This window comes from Peribacillus suis (assembly GCF_059384845.1).
In genome coordinates, this window is sequence record NZ_CM182019.1 from 1,637,125 (window position 1) to 1,660,580 (window position 23,456).

Consider the following 23,456-nt stretch of genomic DNA (forward strand, 5'->3'; position numbering starts at 1 on the left):
CTGCTCTTTTTTTGTATTAGTATGGTATGATTTTCCTGTACGTTAATTTCAAGAAATAAACTGTTTTGAAGATATATCAGTATCTTTCCCAAAAGTAAAATCTATTATGTTTTTTTGACGAGAGAAGGGTATAAACAAAACACATGTTGTTTAAGTTATTAAACCAGCAAGATTTTGACGAGTATGTTATCTGTTAATTTTGACTTCCGAATGGTGAGGTTAATTAAGTAATTAATATGGTGAGAGGGAGAACAGCATGATTGATATTATTGAATTTAAGGGTATTTTAAAAGAAATGTTGAAGGTAGAAATAGAAGAAGATGACGATAAGTTAACAATAGATATTGACAGTAAGCAATTCAGTATTGAAAAATCCTATTTTTTAGAAATCATAGATAAACTAAACTCAAAAAATACAGATGATGAGACCTTGATTTATGATGACCGCTATTATGAAGTACTTACTAGGGGAGAGAATTTCTACTCACCGAGGTTAATGCCTAATGAAACTATTAAAAAAGAAGATATACCAAATGGGATTATATATGAATATAAAGCTTGTTCTGACGAATACATAATTTTTATTATTAACAAGATACATGAAACTGGTCTTATAAGTGAGTTTAAGAGGATGAGGAAAGGACCTGGTTCTTTGTCTATGGCTGTTCGAAGAAACTTTGAAGATTCAAATAATCAACTAATAGACCTAATTCGAGTGATGATACCACGATTTGAGACAGTTAGAGTATCTTCCTCACACATTAAGTCTAGGATAGATTTGGAAAGATTGTGTAATTCATTTTTGTTTCAAATGGGGTACAACTTGAATTATGCAGTTGTAGAAATTAGGTTTCTTGATGAATTTTTAAGGACTAATCGATTATTAGGATTAAGAAGAGCAAGTTTAGAAGAAATGGAGGCACCTAAGAGAAAGTATACTTCAGATTTAATATATCATTATCAAATGGCTCTCTCTGCTGAAAGTCCTATGTTACAGTTTTTGTCTTACTATCACGTTATGGAGCATTTTTTTGAAAAAATATATAATGAAGAAATAGTCAAGATGATTGAGAAAGAAATTACTAGTCCACAGTTTTCAGCAAAGAGGGAGAAGGATATAAAAAAACTCATGAATCTTATATCGAAAAAAATCAGGGAAAGAGGAGACAGTTATTCTTTTAATGAACAAGAAGCATTGATGATGACACTAACTAGATACATAAATATAGAAGAATTAAGAACTAAATTAGATGAGTATGATGAAAAGCTGGTCCGGCATTATAAAGATAATGAAGTACTCTTCTCGAAGAGTGATAGAGTTGATTTAAATCAGATTGAGACAAAAACTTTTTCGAAACTTTCTAAAAGAATCTATAAAACAAGGAATGCAATAGTTCATAGCAAAGATGGGGAGAAAGCAAAATTCACACCTTTTACTGATGATAAGTATTTAATAAACGAGATACCTTTAATGCGATTTATTGCGGAAGACATTATAATTGGAACTTCTACACTTATTTAAAGTGTTTTCCAGAAAAAAGAATAAATTTAATGCTAAACAATCAGAAGGTAATAAAACTTTGATTTTTATGAAGATATAAGTGTTTTTTTATTGAATCATAGATGGTATTTGGTATTTAAATGTCAAACATATATGTAAACCATTTGGGTATCAGGCAAAGTAATGGAGGAAGGGTAATGAAACCAATTTTTTTATTTAGAAGAAGTCTAAGGACGGAAACTAGTGAATCTTATTTAATCTATGATAATGAAGGTTTAATTGGAGAAATTAGTTTGCACTTTCAACGGGCAGTTGAGGCAATTCTAGTCCTTTCTACAGAAATAGGTGAACATGGTGTTCTTGATTTGCTAGAAGAAATTGAAGATTCAATAGTGTCTATGATACAACCAAGAGAGGATTTTATAGTTACTGTATACCAAGGTAAGGAAATTGGATATTATTCTGATAATGTTTTCCACGACCCTGATGAGCAACTAATTAACAAGAAAGATTTGGAAAAAATATCGAAATCTTTAAATAGTGTAATTAATCGTCAAAAGATTGCGAAAGGTCAAATTAGTGAGATTGCGGTTTGTGAGTATTTTAAGATTATGGGATATGAAGCAAACAAGGCAAACCCTGACTATGACCATATGAAAATTGATGTAATTGCTGAGGATGGAGAACAAAAAATTTATACTCAGGTCAAACATGGACAGATAAATAACTCTGAAATAAAAAAAGTTGTAGAAAATGTAAGCAAGCTAACTGATGTAAGCAAGAAAAAATCTGTATGTATTGTTGCAGATATGTTCCCTAAAGATTCAGAGTTTATTCGTGGGAAATTTCAAGAAACGTTTGGAATTTCAATTATATTTATACATAAGTATCAAATACTACAGGTTGTCCCTGAGTTTAAAAGAACCATTGGATAGTAAATAGTATACTCTTAGCAAAAAAATATAAAAAAGATGTGTAAAATTATTTATGGTTGTGTTGTTTACATAAAAGTCAAGCAAACCCTACATTTAGATGGTCAAAAATATATGATAAAGAACAGAATGATTGATAAAGGAAATGTAACTAAACTGCTTTACACCTCACAAATCATTTTGAGTTAGCCATACATTAGTGTATGGCTCTTTTTCATGAGAAAATGGTGTGAAAAACTTGTTGCTGATACACAAACCTCTATTTAAGCTGTCCACTTATCATTTACCTTCTAGTTATTTGTACTTGAAATAAAACATAAGAGTCCTCCCCTTCTTTGTGGTGGTAACAGAACTTAATAGTATTGACACCTATTATCCGATTCAGAAGAATCAAGATATCAACCGATGACAAAACATAGCTACATAAATCAAAAGTGAAAATAATATGAAATACTGTTATGAAAGGGTGCCTACTGTAGCACAAGACCTTACTATACAAAATGAGCAACTGGAGAAAGAAGGATGCGAGGTCATTAATCATGGACAACAAAAATTCGGATATGTACGAGTAGGCAGTAAAGACAAAAATGAAGCACGACAAATGGATAGCATGTATGCTCTTGGAATTGATGAAAGTGATATTCATATTGATTAGCAAAGTGGTAAAGACTTCAATAGACCTCAATACCAAGCAATTGCGTTTGCGTAAAGGAGATACATTATACATTCATTCATTAGATAGGCTAGGTCGTAACAAAGAGATGATTCTAAACGAGTGGAATGATATCACACAGAACATTAAAGCACATATTGTCGTAATTGATATGCCATTATTGGATACACGTAAGTACAATGATTCAATCGGTTCTTTTGTAGCTGACTTGGTATTACAAGTATTATCATGGGTTGCTGAAGAAGAGAGAGCTAAGATTAAGACTCGTCAAGCTGAAGGCATAGCTTCAGCAAAGGCACAGGGTAAACACCTAGGAAGACCTAAAACATCTATTACATCTGAATTTGAACAGGCTTATAAACAATGGAGAGCAAGAGATATCACTGCAGTTGAAGCAATGAAAAAATCAAATTTGACTAAGGCTACATTCTATCGCAAGGTTAAGGAATATGAAGCTGACTAAGGGGACTCTTAAGGGGTCTCTTTTCATTTGTAATTGATATAGGTAGGGGGTATAATTCCACATATTCACTGGGGTCTTAGGCAGGAAATGGGATAGGCAAGCTTATCCACACGTCATGATTTTTCCAAACCTCATTCAATTAATGAAATATTGATTTTATTAATTGAAGGTATAAAAAAATATGAAGTGATAATTGAAAATAAGCTTTACATAGTGTGTTTATTATTTTCAATATAGTACAATTGAAGAAACATACTATATTGAAGAGCGGTGAAATTATTGAAGAGTAACTTTGCTTTTTTTGAAGGCAAATGGGAAGTGCTAGGGAAATTAGGGGAAAGTGCTGAGCGTAATGTGTATCAAGACCCTCATACATCGATTATGAAACTTCGATTGTTTGGTGAAACAATTGCGAAGGCTGTATTAGCTTCTGATAATATTCGTGAAGCTTACAATACATCTCAAGTAGACCGCATAAATACAATGAGAAGAGAAGGACTTGCAGAGCCAGAAATATTAGATATTTTTGATATATTACGTCGTAAAGGGAACACCGCTTCACATGAAGCAAACTATGGCAAAACAGAAGAAGCGAAAAGCTTATTAGAACTTGCATATCAACTATCCATTTGGTTTATGGAAGTGTATGTTGATTGGAACTTTTCCGCTCCTAAATATATAGAATTGTTGCAACAAGTTGATACAACCAAAGAGCAACTTCAACAAAAGATTGAACGACTTGAAAAAGAAATTAAAGCTAAAGAGAAGCAACTTGTTGAACAATTAGATGTAATAACAGATGATACTATTTCAAAAGATGTACGTGTAAAGCGTAGAGAAAAATCACAGCTTCATGTAAAGAAACATCGTCTTTCAGAAGCACAGACACGCATTATTATTGATGAGAAATTACGCTCTGTTGGTTGGATTGTTGATACAGAAAAACTCAGCTTCAAAAAGAATAAAACAATGCCAGAGAAGAATAAAAATATGGCAATTGCTGAATGGAAAGTTGGCAGCAAATATGCTGACTACGCTCTATTTATTGGATTGCAATTAGTGGGCATTGTTGAAGCAAAAGCGAAGCACCGAGATATTCCAGCAGCTCTTGAAAGTCAAACGAAAACATATGCACGTTTAGTAGAAGAAAAGGAAGGAATCGAATTACTTCCTGCAAATGGAGAATATAAAGTACCGTTCTTATATGCATCCAATGGACGACCATACTTAAAACAATTACAAGACCAATCAGGTATCTGGTTCTGGGATTCACGTACACCACACAAACATGCACATGCATTAGAAGGATGGCACTCACCAGAGGACTTACGTTTACTTTTAGATGTAGATGATACAGAAGCTAATGCAAAACTCGCAGTAGAAGATATTACAAAGTTTGGTTTACGTTCTTATCAACAAACTGCGGTACTAGCTGTTGAAAAAGCATTAATCGAAGGACAGCGTAAAATGCTACTTGCGATGGCAACTGGTACAGGGAAAACACGTACAGCGATTTCACTTATGTATCGACTGATTAAAGCGAAAAAATGTCGCCGTATCTTATTTTTAGTTGACCGTAATTCACTTGGGCAGCAAGCAATTGACTCGCTAAAGGATACGGAAATTGAAGGCTTATCATTTGCTAGTATTTATGATGTAAAGTCGCTAGAAGATATGACACCAGATGTTGAAACAAAGATACAGGTTGCGACAGTACAGGGAATGGTCAGACGCTTATTTTATAATGATGGAGAAAAGTTGCCTTCTGTTGGACAATATGATTTTATCATTGTCGATGAAGCACATAGAGGTTATACAAGTGACCGCGAAATGTCAGATGATGAGTTGTTATTCCAAAATCAAAATGACTACGTGAGCCAATATCGCCGCGTTATTGATTATTTTGATGCAGCAGTTCTTGGACTTACAGCTACACCAGCACTTCATACAACGGATATTTTCGGACTGCCGATTTATAAATATTCTTATACAGAAGCAGTATTGGATGGTTATTTAGTAGACCATGAGCCGCCATATTTATTTGAATCAGAGTTAGCTAAAAGTGGAATTTCATTTAAAAAAGGTGAAGAAGTTGAAGTGTATGACCCTGAGCAAGGCGAAGTGATTCTCGAACGCTTAGAAGATGAATTGAAATTTAATGTCGAGCACTTTAATAAACAAGTCATTACTGAACCATTTAATCGTGCAGTCTTAAATAGATTAACAGACTATATTGACCCAGAAAGTCGAGAAAAAACGCTTATCTTTGCTGCAACGAATCAACATGCGGATTTAGTAGTACGTTTACTAAAAGAAGCATTTGCGAATCGCGGTGATGTAGTATCAGATGATGCGATTGTAAAAATTACAGGTTCTATTTATAATCCAAATGAAATGATTAAACGCTTTAAAAATGAGCATTTACCAAATATCGTTGTAACAGTGGATTTACTCACTACAGGAATAGATGTGCCTACCATTACAAACTTAGTCTTTTTACGACGTATAAAATCACGTATTTTATATGACCAAATGTTAGGTCGAGCAACACGTTTATGTCCTGACATCGGGAAAACACATTTCCGAGTTTATGATGCGGTTGGTATTTACAATCAACTACAAAAATATACAGATATGAAGCCTGTTGTGAAGCAGCAACATTTCACGATTACTGATTTACATGAATCATTTACGCAAGCTGAGACAGAAGATGAAGCAGAGCATTTCCGTAATCAACTCGTTGCGAAAATTCAGCGCAAAAAGCAAAAAATAGATGATGCGGGGCAACGTCGCTTTGAAGAATTATCAAAAGGTGTACCACTTGATAAATGGGCGCAAGAAATTCAACACTATCGACCAGAACAAGCTCAAACAAATAGTATTTTGTTTGAATATGTCGCAACGTATCGGACACCTAAAGAGCTTCAAATTATTTCAAAGCATGAAGATGAAGTAAAGGATGTAACCCGTGGATATGGAGAAGGAAATGAAAAGCCAGCAGATTATTTAGATGGTTTTGTCCAATATATTCGAGATAACATGAATGAAATCCCAGCACTTCAATTAATATGCACAAGACCAAAAGAATTAACACGTAAAGATTTACGAGAGATTGTAACTCTTTTAGATACAAAAGGTTTCAAACAATCACATTTACAATCTGCTTGGAAGCAGGCTAAGAATGAAGAAATTGCTGCGGATATTATAAGTTTTATTCGTCAAGCCGCATTAGGGGAAGCATTGGTTGACCATGAAACGCGCGTGAAAAACGCGATGCAAAAAGTTTATGCATTACACGATTGGACAATAAGACAACGTAAATGGCTTGACCGTATTGAAAAGCAGTTGCTACAAGTGCCTGTTTTAGCACCCACGCCAGAGGAGGCATTCTCAGAAGAGCCGTTTAAAAGTAATGGTGGCTATAACGTGTTGAAACGTGAATTTGGTGACGAGATTGATAAGATTGTCTATGCAATTAATGATAACTTGTATATTAGTTGATGAGGTGACTAGATGATTGAAGAAGTATGGCAACGTATTGTTGAAAATGAAGGGAATATATTTAAGCAAATTCGAGGGAAACAGTTTAAGTATACAGTTGTTGGAACATCTATTAAATTAACAACAACGAATCAAAATGTAGCAAAATCTGAATTTGAAAAAGCTGTACCTTACTTGCCGTTAAGTAATACTGTTCCAATTCAACATTTGCGAGCACCTTCTTATATTTATGCTATTTTTACAGATAAACGAATAATTGAATAATCAAAAAAGGAGTCTAGTTCTGTGGACTCCCTTTTACCATCGAGCATTTTAACGAAACTGAGGTATAATAACATAGATGAACAGACATTAGGAGGAACATAATGAATAACGCAGAGATTGTTTCGAAGCTTTGGAATTTAGCGTCAGTATTAAGAGATGACGGTATTACATATCATGAGTATGTGACTGAATTAACATATCTACTTTTCTTAAAAATGATGCAAGAACAAGAAACGGAATCCATTATTCCAGAAGGCAAGCGTTGGAGCGACCTAGTTAGTAAAGAAGGAATCGAATTAAATCGATTTTATCGTCAACTACTACTTGATTTAGGTAGTGAAGATATTGAAAATGAAAGATTGCGTATGATATATAATGGTGCTTCAACTAGTATTGATGAGCCAAAAAATCTTGAAAAGATTATTAAATCAATTGATGGTTTAGATTGGTACAATGCCAAAGAAGAAGGATTAGGAAATCTTTATGAGGGATTACTCGAGAAAAATGCCAGTGAGAAAAAATCAGGAGCAGGACAATACTTTACTCCGCGTGTATTAATTGATGTAATGGTTCAACTAATTGACCCAAAAGTAGGCGAGCGTTGTAATGACCCAGCAGCAGGGACATTAGGCTTTATGATTGCAGCTGACCATTATTTAAAAGCAAAAACAGATAATTATTTTGACCTTTCACCAGAAGAAGCGGAATTCCAGAAGAAAGAAGCCTTTACGGGGATGGAGCTTGTTAAAGATACACATCGTTTAGCATTAATGAATGCATTGCTGCATGATATGGAAGGACGTTTAGAGCAAGGTGATACGTTATCAACAAATGGTAAATGGATGAAAAACTTCAATGTTGTTTTAACAAATCCGCCATTTGGTACGAAAAAAGGTGGCGAACGTGCAACACGTGACGATTTAACATTTGAAACATCAAATAAACAATTAAACTTCTTACAGCTTATTTATAACTCGCTTTTAACAGACGGTACAGGGCGCGCAGCAGTAGTAGTACCAGATAACGTCTTATTTGAAAGTGGTATTGGTACACAAATTCGTCATGACTTAATGAATAAATGTAATCTACAAACAATCTTACGATTACCGACTGGTATTTTCTATGCTCAAGGTGTTAAAACAAATGTCTTGTTTTTTACAAGAGGAAAAACAGACCAAGACAATACAAAAGATGTTTGGGTTTATGACTTACGTACAAACATGTCTTCATTTGGAAAACGTAATCAATTAACAATGGCTCATTTTGAAAACTTCATGAAAGCCTATGTAACAGCAGACCGTTCTGAGGTTAAAGATGAGCGGTGGAACAAATTCACTAGAGAAGAAATTGCTAAAAAGAATGACAGCTTAGATATTGGACTTATAGCAGATGCATCAATATCTTCCTATGATAACCTGCCAGACCCAATTGAATCAGCTGAAGAAGCAATTGTAAAGCTGCAACAAGCAATTGATTTGTTAACCGACGTTGTTGAAGAACTTCGTGAAACAAAAGAAGTTAAGGTGAATTTCTAATGATTAAGAAAAAGAAAACAATTGAAGAGTTGTTAGAAGAGGCGTTAGTGCCAGAGGAAGAACAGCCTTATGAAGTTCCAGAAAATTGGGTTTGGTCAAGACTAGGACATGTTTTTTTGCATATAAACGAGCAAGTACAACCTACAGGGGAAGAATTCTATATTGGTTTAGAGCATTTGTATAAGGGCGGCGGAATTAAAGAAGTTATAAATTCCGAGGGAATTAAAAGTAAAAAGGTAGTTTTTAATAAGGGTGATGTTTTGTATGGTAAATTACGTCCTTATTTGAATAAACATGCTATAGCCAGTATCAATGGTGTAGCTTCAACGGATATATTAGTTTATAGAGGCAAAAATATCGTGACTAACCATTTGTTAAATGAATATTTAAGTTTGCCACAAGTTATAAGTTATGCAAATGAGAATAGTAATGGGATTAATTTACCAAGAGTGTCACCGACGGTTATGAATAGTATGCCTTTTCCTCTTCCCCCTCTCAACGAACAAAAGCGTATTGCTAATAAGGTAGAGCTGCTTTTAGGTAAAATTGAAGAAGCAAAGCAATTGATTGAAGAAGCAAAGGAATCGTTTGAACTTCGAAGAGCTGCTTTATTGGATAGAGCATTTCGTGGAGAGTTGACGAAGAAGTGGAGAGAAGAGAATGATGGTTATGACTCGGTTGAACCTCTTTTAAACAAGATAAGTGATGAAAAAGAGATAAAAAATAATATTAAAAATGAAAAAGCATTAAAATTCCCAATAGAAATGCAAAAGCCTTTTGATATACCGGAAAGTTGGGAATGGAGAACTCTTCATCAAATTTGTTCAGATATAGCTGATATTGACCACAAGATGCCTAAAGCAGTTGAAGAAGGTATAAAATTTATTTCTGCTAAAGATTTACTCGATGATGGGTCTTTAAACTTAACTGTTGATATTAAAAGAATTTCAATTGAAGACTATGTGAGATTGTCAAGGAAGATTAATCCTATTAAAGGAGATATTATATATTCGAGAATAGGAGCAAAATTAGGGAAAGCTAGAATTGTTGAAACGGATGAACAATTTCTTGTTTCATACTCGTGCTGTGTAATTAGACCCTTGGTTGTAGATACTAACTTCCTTAATACTTACCTAGACAGTGGATTTGTTTTAAAACAGGCGCTATCATATACGAGGTCAATAGGGGTACCAGACTTGGGTATGAAAGATATCAAGAATTTCTTAATTCCAATTCCTCCACTGTCTGAACAACAAAAAGTCTCTGAATTAGTTTTAATGTTTCTAGAAAAGGAAAAAGAAACCTACTCAGTACTTAAACAGTTAGAAAAAAGTATACTTATTTTAAAACAATCAATACTCTCCAAAGCATTTCGTGGTGAACTTGGCACCAATGACTCTAATGATGAAAACGCCGTCGAACTTTTAAAAGAAGTTCTCCAAGAACAGGCAAATAGATAAAATTGAAGACATCCATTCTGGATGTCTTTTTAAGTAACCTGAAACAAGTAGCTAAATCAATTAAATTACTTTGCAATTGCAATCATTTTCACCTCGATTTATACTGAAAATGTCAGGCGTCTAAGTTCGTAAATTGACCGTTACGTTGAACAGTAGAAAAACACTGATATATAAGGTAGCTCATCTAGAAAGAGCAACGCCCTTCTAAGGTGTCGGTCGGGAGTTCGAATCTTTATTTGTCATTGATATTACCATAATACTGTTGACATTTGCTTGGAATTTTGATTAACTTCATATCATAGGTATTTAATAATCGTATGGACAATTACATAATTAGCATTGACTAAAACTATGTAAACATTAATATACATGCCGGGTTGGCGGAAATGGCAGACGCGTATGACTCAAAATCGTGTTTCTCAATAAATATTAAAAGGAAACGCCTTTATATGAGCGTTTCCTTTTTGAGTTTTAACTTTTTGTTTGTGTGGAGAAATATATAAAGCTTGAAATATTAGCATTTATGAATAATTGATAAAATATAGTTAAGGGACTTATTTTCTGTTAGGAATCCTAGGAGGTTTTTTAACAGTGAAAGGTAGTATCAAGAAAGATAAGAAAACGGGTAAGTATTTTTATGTAATCGATATGGGCATTGACCCATTAACAGGGAAACGGACACAAAAAAAATAAAAGGAGTTTCAATACTAAGAAGGAAGCGGAGCATGCTCAGAACACATAGAAAGTTGTTTAATCATATATGGAAAATCACGGTGACGGGCTGGAAATGATGTGATATCTCAGTTTTTGAGCGTGTTATTGTCGGAGAAAAAGCCTTTGTCAATTATCCGCATTCTCCAGTAAAAGTCATCGTCATTCCAAGAAATGTAAAAGTTATGATTGCCTATTGAAAGGCTGTAACCCCTGAATTATGGTTTCAGCCTTTTTTTATATCTATAGATTTTGAAAAGAGAAGAATGATTAACCTGACTTTCATTATAAAATGTTTTTGCGTAGACTTTCAAAAGCATTTATGGTATATTTTTCTTCAATAGAATAGGTGCGATTATAGAATAGTAAAACGTTGATATAACAGGGTCCTTCATGATGATGATGCAAATGGGTATGAAACCGTCCCAAAAGAAAATTAATCAAATGATGAGTGCTATGAATAAACAACAAACCAAATAAATAGCATGAAAATCGCTATGCACTAATTTTTAATCGATTGATTATGGCTATTATAGGATGAGCAAATCATAAAATGCATTACAGAGTAATCTTTCATCATAAATTTTTGTTTGCTTTATCTTTCATCGCGATCCGAAACCTCTTTCTCTGACGAAATCTACCAGAGAAGGGGGTTTTTTGTGTGAGGGGACCAGGCCCATATAAAAATTGATTATTAAGTGTACAGAAAGGAAAGACGTGATAGATAGGAATCCCATTCATAATGGGCGTTAAATGTAAAAATAGGTTGCCCCAAGATAAAAGGGGCAACCTGTGTGTATGTGTCATTTTATATTATTGTGCAGTTAATCCGCCGTCAATTACGAATTCAGCTCCTGTAGAATAGCTGGATTCTTCGGAAGCTAGGAAAAGAACGAGATTGGAGACTTCTTCTGGCTGTGCCACGCGTTTAAGAGGAATATGTTTGGCAAATTCTTTGATGACTTCGACAGCATCGCCTTGGGTTACCATCGGTGTTTCAATCACACCTGGGTGTACTGAATTCACTCGGATTCCATAACGTGAAAAATCAATGGCGGCTGCTTTTGTCATTCCGCGAACGGCAAATTTTGTATCCGTATAACCAATCGCACCAGCCACTAACCCGTTCATTGAAGAAATATTGACGATTGATCCGTTTTCAGTTTTCTTCATGGATGAAACAACGGTTTTCATTCCTAAAAATACAGATACTTGGTTAATTTTGACGATTTTAAGGTACTGATCCAAGGTAATATCTTCAATGGAGTTATTAAGGCTTATTCCTGCATTGTTTACTAGAATGTTTACTGGGCCAAATGTGTTTTCAGTCTCGGTAACGACAGTCTGCCAATCGGATTCGCTAGAAACGTCTTGTTTAATAAATATGGCGTTTTCGCCTAGTTCTTTCGCAAGAGCTGCTCCGGCTTCTTCATTTAAGTCGGTTAAAACGACTTTTGCGCCTTCTTCAATAAATTTACGCGCATGAGTCGCACCCATGCCGGCTGCTGCGCCAGTGATAATTGCTACTTTATTTAATAATCTTTCCATAAATAACACCTCATTATTATTTTTTTGATAGTCGAACTATCATTTTATGCATTTTTATTTTATACTATTTAACAGAATATATCAAGCAATAGGAGAAAGGACCGATGAATCGTGAGTTCAAATACTAGAGAAAAAAATAAAAAGCATCGGACAGAACAAATAATCCTTGCAGCGGAGGAATTATTTTCAGAAAAAGGATTATATGATGTACAAATGCAAGATGTCGCTACAAAGGCAAATGTCGGTATAGCCACCTTATTTCGTTACTTTCCTAAAAAAGAAAATTTAATCGTTGAGGTTGCTGTATTCATTTTAAGTAATTTCCAAGACGACCTAAAAAAGATTGCCGATTCAGAAAAGAACGCATACGAAAAATTTGAAGAGTTATTCGAATATTTTTTAGAGATCGCGAATGGACCAGCTAGAAAAGTCACCTTATTTCGTGAGGCTTTTGAAAGCTATTCCTCATATAAAAACGAGCCTCTAGAGAATATTGATTCCTATATCGACATACAAAAAGAGTTATCGCGTGAAATTTTCAAAATCATAAAGCAAGGGGTTGAAGATGACTCTCTCCGTTCTGATATAAATATGGAGCTAGCCCTTCAAACAATAACTAATTGTTTTAGCATATTTTCAACGAGAATCACTTTGCATGAAAAGGTAGCTATACCATCTTCGGGTATTACCCCCATTGACCAACAACAGTTTTTAAAAGAGATGTTCCTCCACTATATAAGGGCTTAAATTGGTTGAAACACCCTAACTGATACTGGGATGACATATCGATTTGATTGAGTGGCCTATTACTAGTGTTGACCGAATAAATAAAACGTATTATATTTCCTATTTCAATGGGAAAACCCTGAAAAATTCAGGTAAGGTAAGGTTTGAACGATACAATAATTCGGATACGGTTACACATTCATAACCATTTTTATAAAGATAAGCTAGTGTTGTTTCTAAAGCACGAACTGTTTGGGGGCGGTCACTCCAATCATGGAGTAAAATGATATCTCCGGGTCGCAAGGATTTAATGATGTGGTTTGATATTTTATTAGCTGGAGGCCTAGCCCAGTCTTTTGGGTCCTGATGCCAAGACCAGAGTACCACTTTAAATCCTTTATTAACCGCAGTATTAATGATTGTGTCATTATGGAAACCACCTACAGGACGATAAAGAGAGGGTTTATATCGTGCAAGGTCCCATATAATCTTATCCGTATCATCTAATTCCGATGATAGTTTATGAGCAGTTATATTCCTATCATATGGATGAGTATAAGTATGGTTGGCAATTTCATGACCTTCCTTAATCTCTCTTTTTAAAACATCTGGGTAGCTCTTCACTTTATTACCCGCTACGAAAAAAGTAGCTTTTGCATTATATTTTGCTAAAAGATCCAGGATCTGAGGAGTATAGTCTGGATGGGGCCCATCATCAAATGTAATGGCAACGATTTTTTCTTGAGTATTCACTTCCCAAATAACATTTCCTGTTTTTTCGTAAACTGCTCTGCTGTCTGTTGCTGCCTGGGACTCGTTATACGAGGCAGGAAACAACAAAATAATGAGGGATAGGGCAATAAATAAAGTTTTCACAATAGTTTCCTCCAGGAAATACGGTTATACATGTTATTATGCGGAGTTTGTCTTTATTTATTAATGATTAGGAATGAGAAGAAGAGAGGTAAGCAATAAGTGCACGTCATTGAGGAATGAAGATGAATATACGTCATATACTGAAACCAGTATCACTTTAGTCAAGTACCCGTTTTATAATGTTTTTCATGATAGATGTTGAGTAATTGGTCAAGCTGTTGACTAAGTTCGATGGCAAGATGTGAACTTAACCCATTTCGCTCCACTATAGTAATAAGTTCACTTCGTTTTAATTCGATTTGTTCAAGACATTCATTACTTTTTAACATAGCTATTCCTTTCTAATCCGAATGCATTGGCGTTTTTTTAGATTTGTTGTAAAATATGTATGAATATAACAATTATAAAGCCTTGATGAATTGTTATCAAATAAGTTTTTCACTTATGGGTAAAGATCATTTTAATTAGCTTTTTCAGGTGTCACGAAAAATTATCAATTCCAAAAATGTATTTTTTTATATAATTTGATACAATGTTTATAGGTTGTCTTACATAGGAGTGGAAGTCTTGGATGAAATTAATATTTTCTTAGCATTTGGAGCTGGATTTTTGAGCTTTATTTCTCCATGCTGCTTGCCGTTATATCCTGCTTTTTTATCATACATCACAGGTATGAGCGTGGGAGAAATCAAGTCGGATAATACTATGCTGCAAAAAAGAAGCATGTTGCATACGTTGTTCTTTTTGCTAGGTTTCTCGTTGGTATTTATAGCGCTAGGATTCGGTACTACATATTTAGGTTCTTTCTTTTCGGATTATAAAGAGTTAATTCGTCAAATTGGTGCCATCTTAATAGTCCTTTTTGGGTTATTCATAGTGGGAATCTTCCAACCGAAGTACTTAATGAAGGATAGCCGGTTTGAATTTAAGAACAGGCCTGGTGGTTACTTGGGATCGATTCTTATTGGTCTTGCTTTTGCAGCTGGGTGGACGCCATGTGCGGGTCCCCTTTTAGGTACTGTCATGACGCTAGGGGTAACAAATCCTAGTGCCGCTATGAACTATATGATTGCTTATGTATTAGGATTTGCCATCCCATTCTTTGTTTTATCCTTTTTTGTAGGGAAATTAAAATGGATAAAAACCTACAGTCAGTACATTATGAAAATTGGCGGTTATTTAATGATTGTTATGGGGATTATCTTATTTTTTGATTGGATGACTAAAATCATTGCCGTTTTAACTACACTATTCGGTGGGTTTATTGGATTTTAGTGCATTTTCATGTAAAAAAATATATTTTTTGAATTGTATAGGCTTTTCATTGAGTCTTTGGTCTCTTTTTTTATTCCTTTAGTTATAAAATTCGTTGATTTTAGGACTTAAGTTAGATATTCTAGGAATATATAACTTTGAATATCTTTTATTTGTTCTGCTTGTTGTTTGAAATGAGGAGGAGCGGCTATGGCCCAATTATTAGTAGTTGATGATGCTAAATTTATGAGAATGACACTTTCAAATATATTGACTAAAGCAGGCCATGAAGTGGTTGGTGAAGGTGAAAATGGAAAAGAGGCGATTGAACTATATCGAAGACTGAATCCCGATTTAGTCATAATGGATATAACAATGCCGATAATGAGCGGGCTTGATGCAGTTAAGGAAATAAAAAAGGAGTTTTCCTCTGCAATGGTTATTATGTGCTCAGCTATGGGGCAGCAAAAAATGGTTGTGGAAGCCATTGAGGCTGGAGCAAAGGACTTTATTGTAAAGCCTTTTGATGAGAATCGAGTCTTGGATGCCGTTAATAGGGTATTGGATTAAATACTCGCCTTGTTAATCTGATTTAGGTACTATATACTTTGTTTAAGGTTATAATTATTATATAGTTTTCTTAGTGTGTACCTACTTACTATTAGCTAAAAAGGATGAGTTAAATGATATATATAACAACAGGAATGGCTATTTTGATGGCTTTAGTTGTTTTTAAGTTGCGTATGAAGGAAACGGAAAGACCGGTGAATGCGAAAAAGATTATACTACCGCCTCTTTTCATGAGTACAGGAGCTTTGATGTTTCTTTTTCCGATGTTTCAAGTAACACGTTCTGAACTTTTAGAAGCTCTTATAGCTGGTATGTTATTTTCTATCTTATTAATCAAGACTTCGAAATTCGAAGTGCGTGATGAACAAATATATATCCAGCGTTCCAAAGCATTTATTTTTATTTTAATCGGTATTATGGTAATTCGTTTGGTAGCTAAATTGATTTTGGGAAGCACGATTGAAATTGGAGTGCTTGGTGGGATGTTTTTCCTTCTTGCTTTCGGTATGATTGTTCCTTGGCGAGTTGTGATGCTTTACCAATATAAAAAAGTCAAAGCAGCTTCTTTTAGTGAAGGTAAGATGATTTGACTTTTACCCAGTGAAAACCGCATGTTGACACATGTGGTTTTTTTGTTTGGTAAAAACACTTAGTTGTTCTATTCAAAATTAGGTTAGAGGAGAAATTCATTAAAAATCATAGTAATTTCATGCGAATTATATTATATTAATATTATTGTTGTTTATTTAAGGAGGAAACGGTTTATGTTACAAATGATTGTGTTAGGGATTATTTGTGGTTTACTATTAGGATTTGTGCTTCAAAGAGGCCGTTTCTGTGTTGTTGGTGCATATCGTGATTTGCTTATAGCGAAAGACGGGCGAATGTTTTTAGCTACGTTCATTGTCATTGCGATACAAAGCGTTGGTGTGTATGTACTACGGGATACAGGAATCATTCAATTTGGTAATGATGGTTTTCCTTGGTTAGGAACCATCCTCGGAGGCTTTATATTCGGTATCGGGATGGTTCTTGCAGGAGGCTGTGCGACAGGAACATGGTACCGGGCAGGAGAGGGTATGATCGGTAGTTGGGTCGCACTCTTCGGTTATATGCTTGGAGCTGCAATGACGAAGTACGGCGTGTGGAAAGCTACAGGGGATCATCTGGTTTCTTATCGTACGAGTGATACGTATATTCATGAAACGTTGAATGTGTCACCTTGGTTATTGGTCATTGTTTTGATAATCATAGTTGGTATCTTGGTCATCAGGGAATTTAAAAAGCCTAAACTTCCTATGTTCAAGATGAAACCGAAAAAAACGGGATTGGCTCATATTTTATTTGAAAAACGCTGGCATCCCTTTGTCACTGCATTATTGGTAGGACTTATTGCCATCGTGGCTTGGCCTTTAAGTGCGATGACCGGGCGAATGTTCGGTTTAGGGATTACTACACCTTCTGCGAATATTTTAACGTTCCTTATCACAGGAGATGACGCGCTCATCGATTGGGGTACATTTTTAGTATTGGGCATTTTCTTGGGTGCTTTCATTGCAGCCAAAGGCAGCGGGGAATTCCGTTGGAGACTGCCTGATATGAAAACATTGCGTAATAATGCTTTTGGTGGAATGATTATGGGATTTGGCGCGAGTATCGCCGGCGGGTGTACCATAGGTAATGGACTGGTTAACTCAGCATTATTTGCGTGGCAAGGCTGGGTCGCGATTGTCTTTTTCTTATTAGGAACATGGGTAGCGGCTTATTTCACTATCATCCGTAAGCAAAAGAGTTCAAGTGCATCTAAGGCTGCCTGAGTTTTATCACATTAATTAGAGGAGTGGAGTAAAATGGCAAAGGTATTAGAGACATCAGGAATGGTTTGTCCGTTTCCATTAGTAGAGGCTAAAGAAGCAATTGCAGGTATGACAAAAGGGGAAGAATTGATCATCAATTTCGATTGCACCCAAGCAACGGAAAGTATCCCTCGCTGGGCTGCAACGGAAGGTCATGAAATTACGGAATTTGAACAAGTCGATGACGCTCAATGGCGTATAATCGTTAAAAAAGGGAATTAATAGAAAAAATGTGCCGGGGATTCCCTAGCACGTTTTTTTTTATTTTGAAGCTAAATCGTTGGCGTTAAGCAGTCGGAGTGGTAACATAACTTTAATCTAATATACTAAGGAGTTGTTAATGAAATGGTTGATGAAGTTGTATTGAATGATGTTTCGCTGCAGGTCACAAATTTTCATGCCGAATCTATAAAGAACCCTGAAAGCGGAGAACTTAGAAAGATTAGTTTTGATTTTAAAGTAACGAGCGAGGAGTATCATGATATCACAACGCTGCTCTATCAAATGGTTTTTGATTTAAAGATTCCTGAGACAAGAGAAGAATACCGGGCAGAAATCTTCAACTATTCAACATCGCTTACGAATTTATATGAAGAAAATGCTGTGGGAGACTTTTCCCTTACGTTAATCGAAGTAGATTCTCAAGATTGATTCCATTACCAGCCTTGTAAAGAAATGGGTTACTGTCTATAATAATGGTAACGATAAATTAATTTATACATATGAGGTGGTTCTTTGCTAGGAGGCTGGTTTTTATGGTTTATCCTTTTTTGGGTAGTCCTTTTAGTAACGTTGATGAGCATTGGTGGCTTTTTCATGTTTCGGAAGTTCTTAAAGAGATTCCCGAAAGAAGACGGGAAATCAGATATGGATTGGGAAGAGTATTACTTGGAACAAACGAACCACTTATGGTCACAACAGCAAAAGGATTTACTTGAAGATTTAGTAAGCCCTGTACCGGAACTTTTTCGTGATGTGGCCCGTCATAAAATCGCTGGTAAAATCGGTGAATTGGCTTTGAAAGAAAAGGCACCGGATATAACAGAAGATTTGGTGATTCGTGGGTATATCATTGCCACACCCAAACGAGATCATAAGTTTTTACAAAAAAAGTTGACGGAACGACAAGTGAATATGGATCCCTATCAGCATTTATTTAGCTGAAGGCAGGGTGGGCATACTCTTTAGAGTGTGCCTTTTTTATTATGGATTGTGGTAATAATTAGAACGTTTGTACTCTATCAAGGCTTTCTTTTTAATATTTGATATAATAGTAGTAAGAAAAACGAGGACGGAGTGAAACGATGAAATTTATCCATACGGCCGATTGGCATTTAGGGAAAATTGTTCACGGGGTCCATATGACGGATGACCAACGTCATGCCCTGCTACAATTTATTGAGATAATCGAAGAGGAAAAACCCGATGCGGTGGTCATTGCCGGTGATCTTTATGACCGTTCCGTACCACCGACTGAGGCGGTTGAGCTACTTGATGAGATTCTTTATACGATCAATGTAAAAATGAAAATCCCCATTGTGGCCATATCAGGGAACCACGATTCGGCTGAAAGGTTATCATTTGGCTCATCATGGTACCGCCATAGCCAGTTATACATTCACGGGAAACTGACAAAAACATGTGAACCAGTCCATATCAAGGGTGTTAATTTTTACTGTGTTCCTTATGCAGAACCAGGGACGGTTCGTCACGTTTTCGAGGATGAAAGCATCCATTCCCATCAAGAGGCGATGAGAAGGATAACAGGGGCTATAGAGGAAAAGCTTAATCCAAACGAGCCGAATGTATTGGTGGGACACGCTTTTGTATTGGGTGGTAAAACGAGCGATTCAGAACGGGTTCTGTCAGTGGGTGGATCTGGTTGTGTGACAGCCGATTTATTCGATGCATTCGATTATACGGCACTTGGGCATTTACATAGCCCGGATGCAATTCGACATCAAAAGGTTTATTACTCCGGATCACTTTTAAAGTATTCATTTTCTGAAGCTAAACAAAATAAGTCGCTATCCATCGTTGAAATGAGAGAAGATGGTAACTTTGAGATTCGCTATCGGTCCCTGACCCCTAAGTATGATATGAGGGAGATTTCAGGCACGATGGAAGAATTACTTGACGTTACTTTTTATCAAAACCAAAAAGTAGACGATTATTTGAAGATTACCTTGAATGACGAGGGATCGCTCATCGATCCCATTAACCGATTGCGTCAAGTTTACCCGAATGTGCTTCATCTGGAACGGAAATGGGATCTGACCGATTTGAGACGAAAAAAATCATATTCCTCCGTAAAAGATGAAAGGAAGTCTGAAATAGACTTGTTTGAGACGTTTTATCAGGAGATGACAGATAGAGAGTTCGATTCTCAAAAGCAGGAACTGATGGTTTCTGTCATTGAAGCTGTCAAGAAAGAGGAGGCTTTGAAATGAGACCTCATATTTTGACGATGCAAGCATTCGGTCCATATGCGGGTAAGGAAATCATTGATTTTAATACACTGGGAGAACGGACCATGTTTGTCATTTCAGGAAAGACCGGTGCCGGGAAAACGACCATTTTTGATGGGATTAGCTTTGCTATATATGGGAAAGCGAGCGGTGAAGACCGTAGTGGACAAGATTTACGAAGTCAATTTGCCGAGGATGACGTCTTGACGGAGGTTTCATTGCAATTCACTCTCCGTGGAAAAACATATTTGGTTACCCGATCTCCACAGCAGGAACGAAAGAAGAAATCAGGAGAGGGTACCACAACCGTTAGTGCGAAAGCAGAACTATATGAATTGGTACAAGGCGAGGGGAGAAAGTTACTGGGAGCCAATGTTCGCGAGGTTGAAGAGAAAATCAAAGTACTCATTGGGTTGGATGCGAACCAGTTTAGGCAAATCCTGATGATTCCGCAAAATGAATTCCGTAAACTATTAACATCTGATAGTAAAGATAAGGAACAGATTTTGCAAAAGTTATTCCATACCGAATTATATAAGAGAATAGAAGAAAGATTAAAAGAGGAAGCATCACTTCTTAAGAAACAAAGTGAAAAAAGCGCACAGCGTCGCATTGAATTAATGAAGGGCATCAAACCGGGTGATCATGCGGAGCTTCAATCTTTATTGGAAGCAGCTGAACCAAATGAACAACAAATTCTTCCTTTGCTTCATTCGGTGATATCAACGGCTACAGAAAAGCATCAACATTTAGGTGAGCTTCTAAAGGAAAAGCAGAATGCCCGTGATCAGGTCAACCAAGAGCTATCCAAAGCGGCCGATTTATTGAATAGATTTGCTGAGAAAGACAGATTACAAAATGAAAAAGCAGACTTAGAAAACAGGCGCCCGGAAATTATGGAGTTAAAAGAACAAATGAAAATGGCTCATAAAGCGGCCTCTCTAGAAAAACAAGAGCAATATTACTTGCGAATCGGTAAACAGGTAAAAGAGGTGACGTCTGAACTTCAAAATTTAACCAAGCAGGCCGAACTATTGTTAGAGGAGCGCCTGAAGAAACAGGAAGTTTATGAGCAAGAGCTTAAAAAGGAAGAGGATCGAGAACAGGCATTACGGAATGTACATCAGCTTGAACAAGTGAAAGAAGCCGTTTTGACTTATTCAAGTCTTAGAGAACAGGTTACTTTAGATGAAACAGAGTGGAAGAAAAGTAAGCAACTCCGTGAACATAATGTTTCAGAGCTTGCTAGAATCGAAACGGACATGGAGAAAATCAGCCTTGAAAAGGCGGAAGCCGAAAAAGTGGCGATCCTTTATGGAGAGAAAGAAAGGGAGTTTGAAAGAAATCAACAGCTTCTTTCAAAACTTAGAAAGCTACATGCTGTTTATTCAGAATGTAAATGCATGATGGATGTCTTGGAAAATAAAAAGTCTACATTTCAAAAGATGCTCGATCATCATCTCCAGGAAAAAGAAAAACTAGAGGAAATCAATCAAAACTGGCGTGCCGGCCAGGCTGGTATGCTAGCATCCATGCTTCATGATGGTGAAAACTGTCCCGTCTGTGGTTCGATTGATCACCCTGAGCCTGCACTCTTGCATGAGAATATGCCATCGGATGTAGAATTGAAACAGCAGGAAAATATAGTGAAAATGGCCGATAAACAAAAAAGTCAGGCTGAAAGTGAATTTTACCAGGCAGAATCGAAATTCCAGGCACTCACAGACACCAAGAATGAAAGATACACAGATTTACAAAATGACGTTCCGGAGTTCGCTTCCGAGCTTATCGACGAATACTTGAAGTCGTATGAGGAAAAAGGAAGAGAGTTACAAGGGCATTTACAATCATTAATGGATAAGAAGGATGCAGGAAGCGAATTGGAGAAACGATTGATTGCCTTAAAAGAGAAGGGTACTCAATTGAAAGAGAACTTGGCATCTTTAGAGAAAATGGAAGATACTACAAAGACCAGGTTTATTGAGAATTCAACAAAGCTTACAGGCCTAACGAATTCCCTACCAGAAGGAATTCGTACTGAAGTAGAATATGCAAGGGCATTTGAATTGGCAGTCAGAAGGCAGAAGCAGTTACAAAAATCATTGGAAGAGGCACAAAAAGCCCTTCAATTGGTCAAAGAAAAAGAATCGGGCATCCATGCGAAAAAGGAATCGTTCGCAGGAAATATAGATGCATTGAAGCTTGAATTAAATCAAGAGCGTGAAAAGCTGGTTGTGGAAATGTCCAACCAAGGATTTGCTACTTATAAGGAATATACTGCAGCCAAAAGGACTGAAGAAGTGCTTGAATCTATGGAAAAACAAGTACAATTATACGAACAAAATTGGCAAAGTGTGATTAGCTTGTTTCATGATCTGGAAATGAAGTTAAAAGATGTACCAAAACCGGACTTGGAGGGGTTAAGAAAGACCTTTGAATTCATTGACGGTGAATTGGAAAAGTTGCGACACACACAGAATGAACTACAGGCTGAACAAAGGAATAACCAGGAAATCGAGCAGAAATTGGCATATATTAGAGAAGAGCAGAAAAGCCTGGATGAAAAATATAGCATCGTTGGGCATCTTTCAGAGATTTCAAAAGGCCAAAATTCATTCCGAATTACGTTTGAACGGTATGTCTTGGCTGCCTTTTTAGATGATATTCTAAAAGAAGCCAATCTGAGACTGTTAAAGATGACGAGCGGTCGTTATCAGCTATTGCGAAAGCTTGACCCAACTCGCAGGAATATTCAAAGTGGGTTGGAGCTGTCAGTATATGACCAATATACCGGACAGGAAAGGCATGTCAAAACGCTTTCTGGCGGAGAGAGTTTTAAAGCCTCGCTTGCCCTTGCTCTTGGGCTTGCAGATATTGTCCAGCAGAATGCAGGAGGAATTTCCCTGGAAACGATGTTCATAGATGAAGGTTTCGGTACTCTCGATCCTGAATCACTGGATCATGCCATTGAAGCATTAATGGATATCCAGAGTAGTGGACGGTTAGTCGGCATCATTTCCCATGTTCCTGAATTGAAAGAACGAATCGATGCACAGCTTCAAGTCACATCCACTCAAAATGGAAGCACCACAACATTTAATTTTGCTGGCTAATAAAA

General features: G+C 36.2%; 19 protein-coding genes and 3 pseudogenes. 19 read left to right on the plus strand and 3 right to left on the minus strand.

The features are described from left to right. Positions 1 to 256 precede the first annotated feature (256 nt). From AC503W_RS08060 to AC503W_RS08100, 9 genes and pseudogenes are all read left to right on the plus strand, one after another. The gene (locus AC503W_RS08060; RefSeq protein ID WP_494916702.1) at positions 257 to 1,522 is read left to right on the plus strand and encodes a hypothetical protein; all 1,266 of its coding nucleotides are present in this window, start codon (positions 257 to 259) and stop codon (positions 1,520 to 1,522) included. A 176-nt stretch (positions 1,523 to 1,698) separates the two neighbouring features. Beyond that, positions 1,699 to 2,436, plus strand: a complete 738-nt coding sequence (locus AC503W_RS08065; RefSeq protein WP_494916704.1) for a hypothetical protein — start codon at positions 1,699 to 1,701, stop codon at positions 2,434 to 2,436. 598 nt (positions 2,437 to 3,034) lie between these two features. After that, positions 3,035 to 3,569 (plus strand): annotated as a pseudogene (locus tag AC503W_RS08070) (recombinase family protein). A gap of 279 nt (positions 3,570 to 3,848) precedes the next feature. Continuing rightward, positions 3,849 to 7,070, plus strand: a complete 3,222-nt coding sequence (gene hsdR, locus AC503W_RS08075) for a type I restriction-modification system endonuclease (RefSeq protein ID WP_494916707.1) — start codon at positions 3,849 to 3,851, stop codon at positions 7,068 to 7,070. A gap of 12 nt (positions 7,071 to 7,082) precedes the next feature. Next, positions 7,083 to 7,334, plus strand: coding sequence for a hypothetical protein (locus AC503W_RS08080; RefSeq protein ID WP_494916709.1), 252 nt, complete (start codon positions 7,083 to 7,085; stop codon positions 7,332 to 7,334). Between the two features lie 101 nt (positions 7,335 to 7,435). Further along, positions 7,436 to 8,869, plus strand: coding sequence for a class I SAM-dependent DNA methyltransferase (locus AC503W_RS08085; RefSeq protein WP_494916713.1), 1,434 nt, complete (start codon positions 7,436 to 7,438; stop codon positions 8,867 to 8,869). Then, the gene (locus AC503W_RS08090; protein WP_494916716.1) at positions 8,869 to 10,329 is read left to right on the plus strand and encodes a restriction endonuclease subunit S; all 1,461 of its coding nucleotides are present in this window, start codon (positions 8,869 to 8,871) and stop codon (positions 10,327 to 10,329) included. Before AC503W_RS08085 ends, AC503W_RS08090 begins: the two co-directional genes overlap by 1 nt. A 591-nt stretch (positions 10,330 to 10,920) precedes the next feature. After that, a pseudogene (locus tag AC503W_RS08095) lies at positions 10,921 to 11,059 on the plus strand (Arm DNA-binding domain-containing protein); the annotation flags it as partial. Positions 11,060 to 11,433: 374 nt separating this feature from the next. Then, positions 11,434 to 11,520, plus strand: a pseudogene (locus AC503W_RS08100) (YneF family protein); the annotation flags it as partial. Between the two features lie 333 nt (positions 11,521 to 11,853). Here AC503W_RS08100 and AC503W_RS08105 read toward each other — a convergent pair. Next, positions 11,854 to 12,588 carry a glucose 1-dehydrogenase gene (locus tag AC503W_RS08105; RefSeq protein WP_427686331.1) on the minus strand — a complete coding sequence of 245 codons (735 nt, stop codon included), beginning with the start codon at positions 12,586 to 12,588 and terminating at the stop codon, positions 11,854 to 11,856. A 111-nt stretch (positions 12,589 to 12,699) separates the two neighbouring features. On the opposite strand from AC503W_RS08105, the gene AC503W_RS08110 reads away from it, so the two are divergent. Continuing rightward, complete coding sequence (locus AC503W_RS08110) at positions 12,700 to 13,335, plus strand: TetR/AcrR family transcriptional regulator (protein ID WP_402875365.1); 636 nt, start codon at positions 12,700 to 12,702, stop codon at positions 13,333 to 13,335. Positions 13,336 to 13,434: 99 nt separating this feature from the next. On the opposite strand, the gene AC503W_RS08115 is transcribed toward AC503W_RS08110, so the two are convergent. Both AC503W_RS08115 and AC503W_RS08120 read right to left on the minus strand, forming a co-directional pair. After that, complete coding sequence (locus AC503W_RS08115) at positions 13,435 to 14,190, minus strand: polysaccharide deacetylase family protein (RefSeq protein WP_427686329.1); 756 nt, start codon at positions 14,188 to 14,190, stop codon at positions 13,435 to 13,437. A 161-nt stretch (positions 14,191 to 14,351) separates the two neighbouring features. Beyond that, a complete protein-coding gene (locus AC503W_RS08120) occupies positions 14,352 to 14,519 on the minus strand; it encodes a Spo0E family sporulation regulatory protein-aspartic acid phosphatase (protein WP_402875367.1) in 168 nt (55 codons plus the stop codon). A 238-nt stretch (positions 14,520 to 14,757) separates the two neighbouring features. On the opposite strand from AC503W_RS08120, the gene AC503W_RS08125 reads away from it, so the two are divergent. The 9 genes from AC503W_RS08125 (at position 14,758) to AC503W_RS08165 (ending at position 23,451) form a co-directional block, all read left to right on the plus strand. Then, positions 14,758 to 15,465: a cytochrome c biogenesis CcdA family protein gene (locus tag AC503W_RS08125; protein ID WP_427686327.1), complete on the plus strand. Its 708-nt coding sequence runs from the start codon at positions 14,758 to 14,760 to the stop codon at positions 15,463 to 15,465. Positions 15,466 to 15,654: 189 nt separating this feature from the next. Continuing rightward, positions 15,655 to 16,014, plus strand: coding sequence for a response regulator (locus AC503W_RS08130; RefSeq protein WP_402875372.1), 360 nt, complete (start codon positions 15,655 to 15,657; stop codon positions 16,012 to 16,014). Positions 16,015 to 16,127: 113 nt separating this feature from the next. Continuing rightward, complete coding sequence (locus AC503W_RS08135) at positions 16,128 to 16,604, plus strand: CcdC family protein (RefSeq protein ID WP_402875374.1); 477 nt, start codon at positions 16,128 to 16,130, stop codon at positions 16,602 to 16,604. A gap of 174 nt (positions 16,605 to 16,778) precedes the next feature. Next, a complete protein-coding gene (locus AC503W_RS08140; protein WP_427686325.1) occupies positions 16,779 to 17,831 on the plus strand; it encodes a YeeE/YedE thiosulfate transporter family protein in 1,053 nt (350 codons plus the stop codon). A gap of 33 nt (positions 17,832 to 17,864) precedes the next feature. Further along, positions 17,865 to 18,092, plus strand: a complete 228-nt coding sequence (locus tag AC503W_RS08145; protein WP_402991956.1) for a sulfurtransferase TusA family protein — start codon at positions 17,865 to 17,867, stop codon at positions 18,090 to 18,092. Between the two features lie 123 nt (positions 18,093 to 18,215). Further along, on the plus strand, positions 18,216 to 18,521 hold the full coding sequence (locus tag AC503W_RS08150) for a DUF3219 family protein (protein ID WP_402956423.1): 306 nt from the start codon (positions 18,216 to 18,218) through the stop codon (positions 18,519 to 18,521). An 84-nt stretch (positions 18,522 to 18,605) separates the two neighbouring features. Continuing rightward, positions 18,606 to 19,034, plus strand: coding sequence for a DUF2621 domain-containing protein (locus AC503W_RS08155; RefSeq protein ID WP_402956425.1), 429 nt, complete (start codon positions 18,606 to 18,608; stop codon positions 19,032 to 19,034). Between the two features lie 140 nt (positions 19,035 to 19,174). Then, positions 19,175 to 20,320, plus strand: coding sequence for an exonuclease SbcCD subunit D (locus AC503W_RS08160; protein WP_402991953.1), 1,146 nt, complete (start codon positions 19,175 to 19,177; stop codon positions 20,318 to 20,320). Next, complete coding sequence (locus AC503W_RS08165; protein WP_427686322.1) at positions 20,317 to 23,451, plus strand: AAA family ATPase; 3,135 nt, start codon at positions 20,317 to 20,319, stop codon at positions 23,449 to 23,451. The genes AC503W_RS08160 and AC503W_RS08165 overlap by 4 nt, the downstream gene beginning before the upstream one ends. The last annotated feature ends 5 nt before the right edge of the window (positions 23,452 to 23,456 follow it).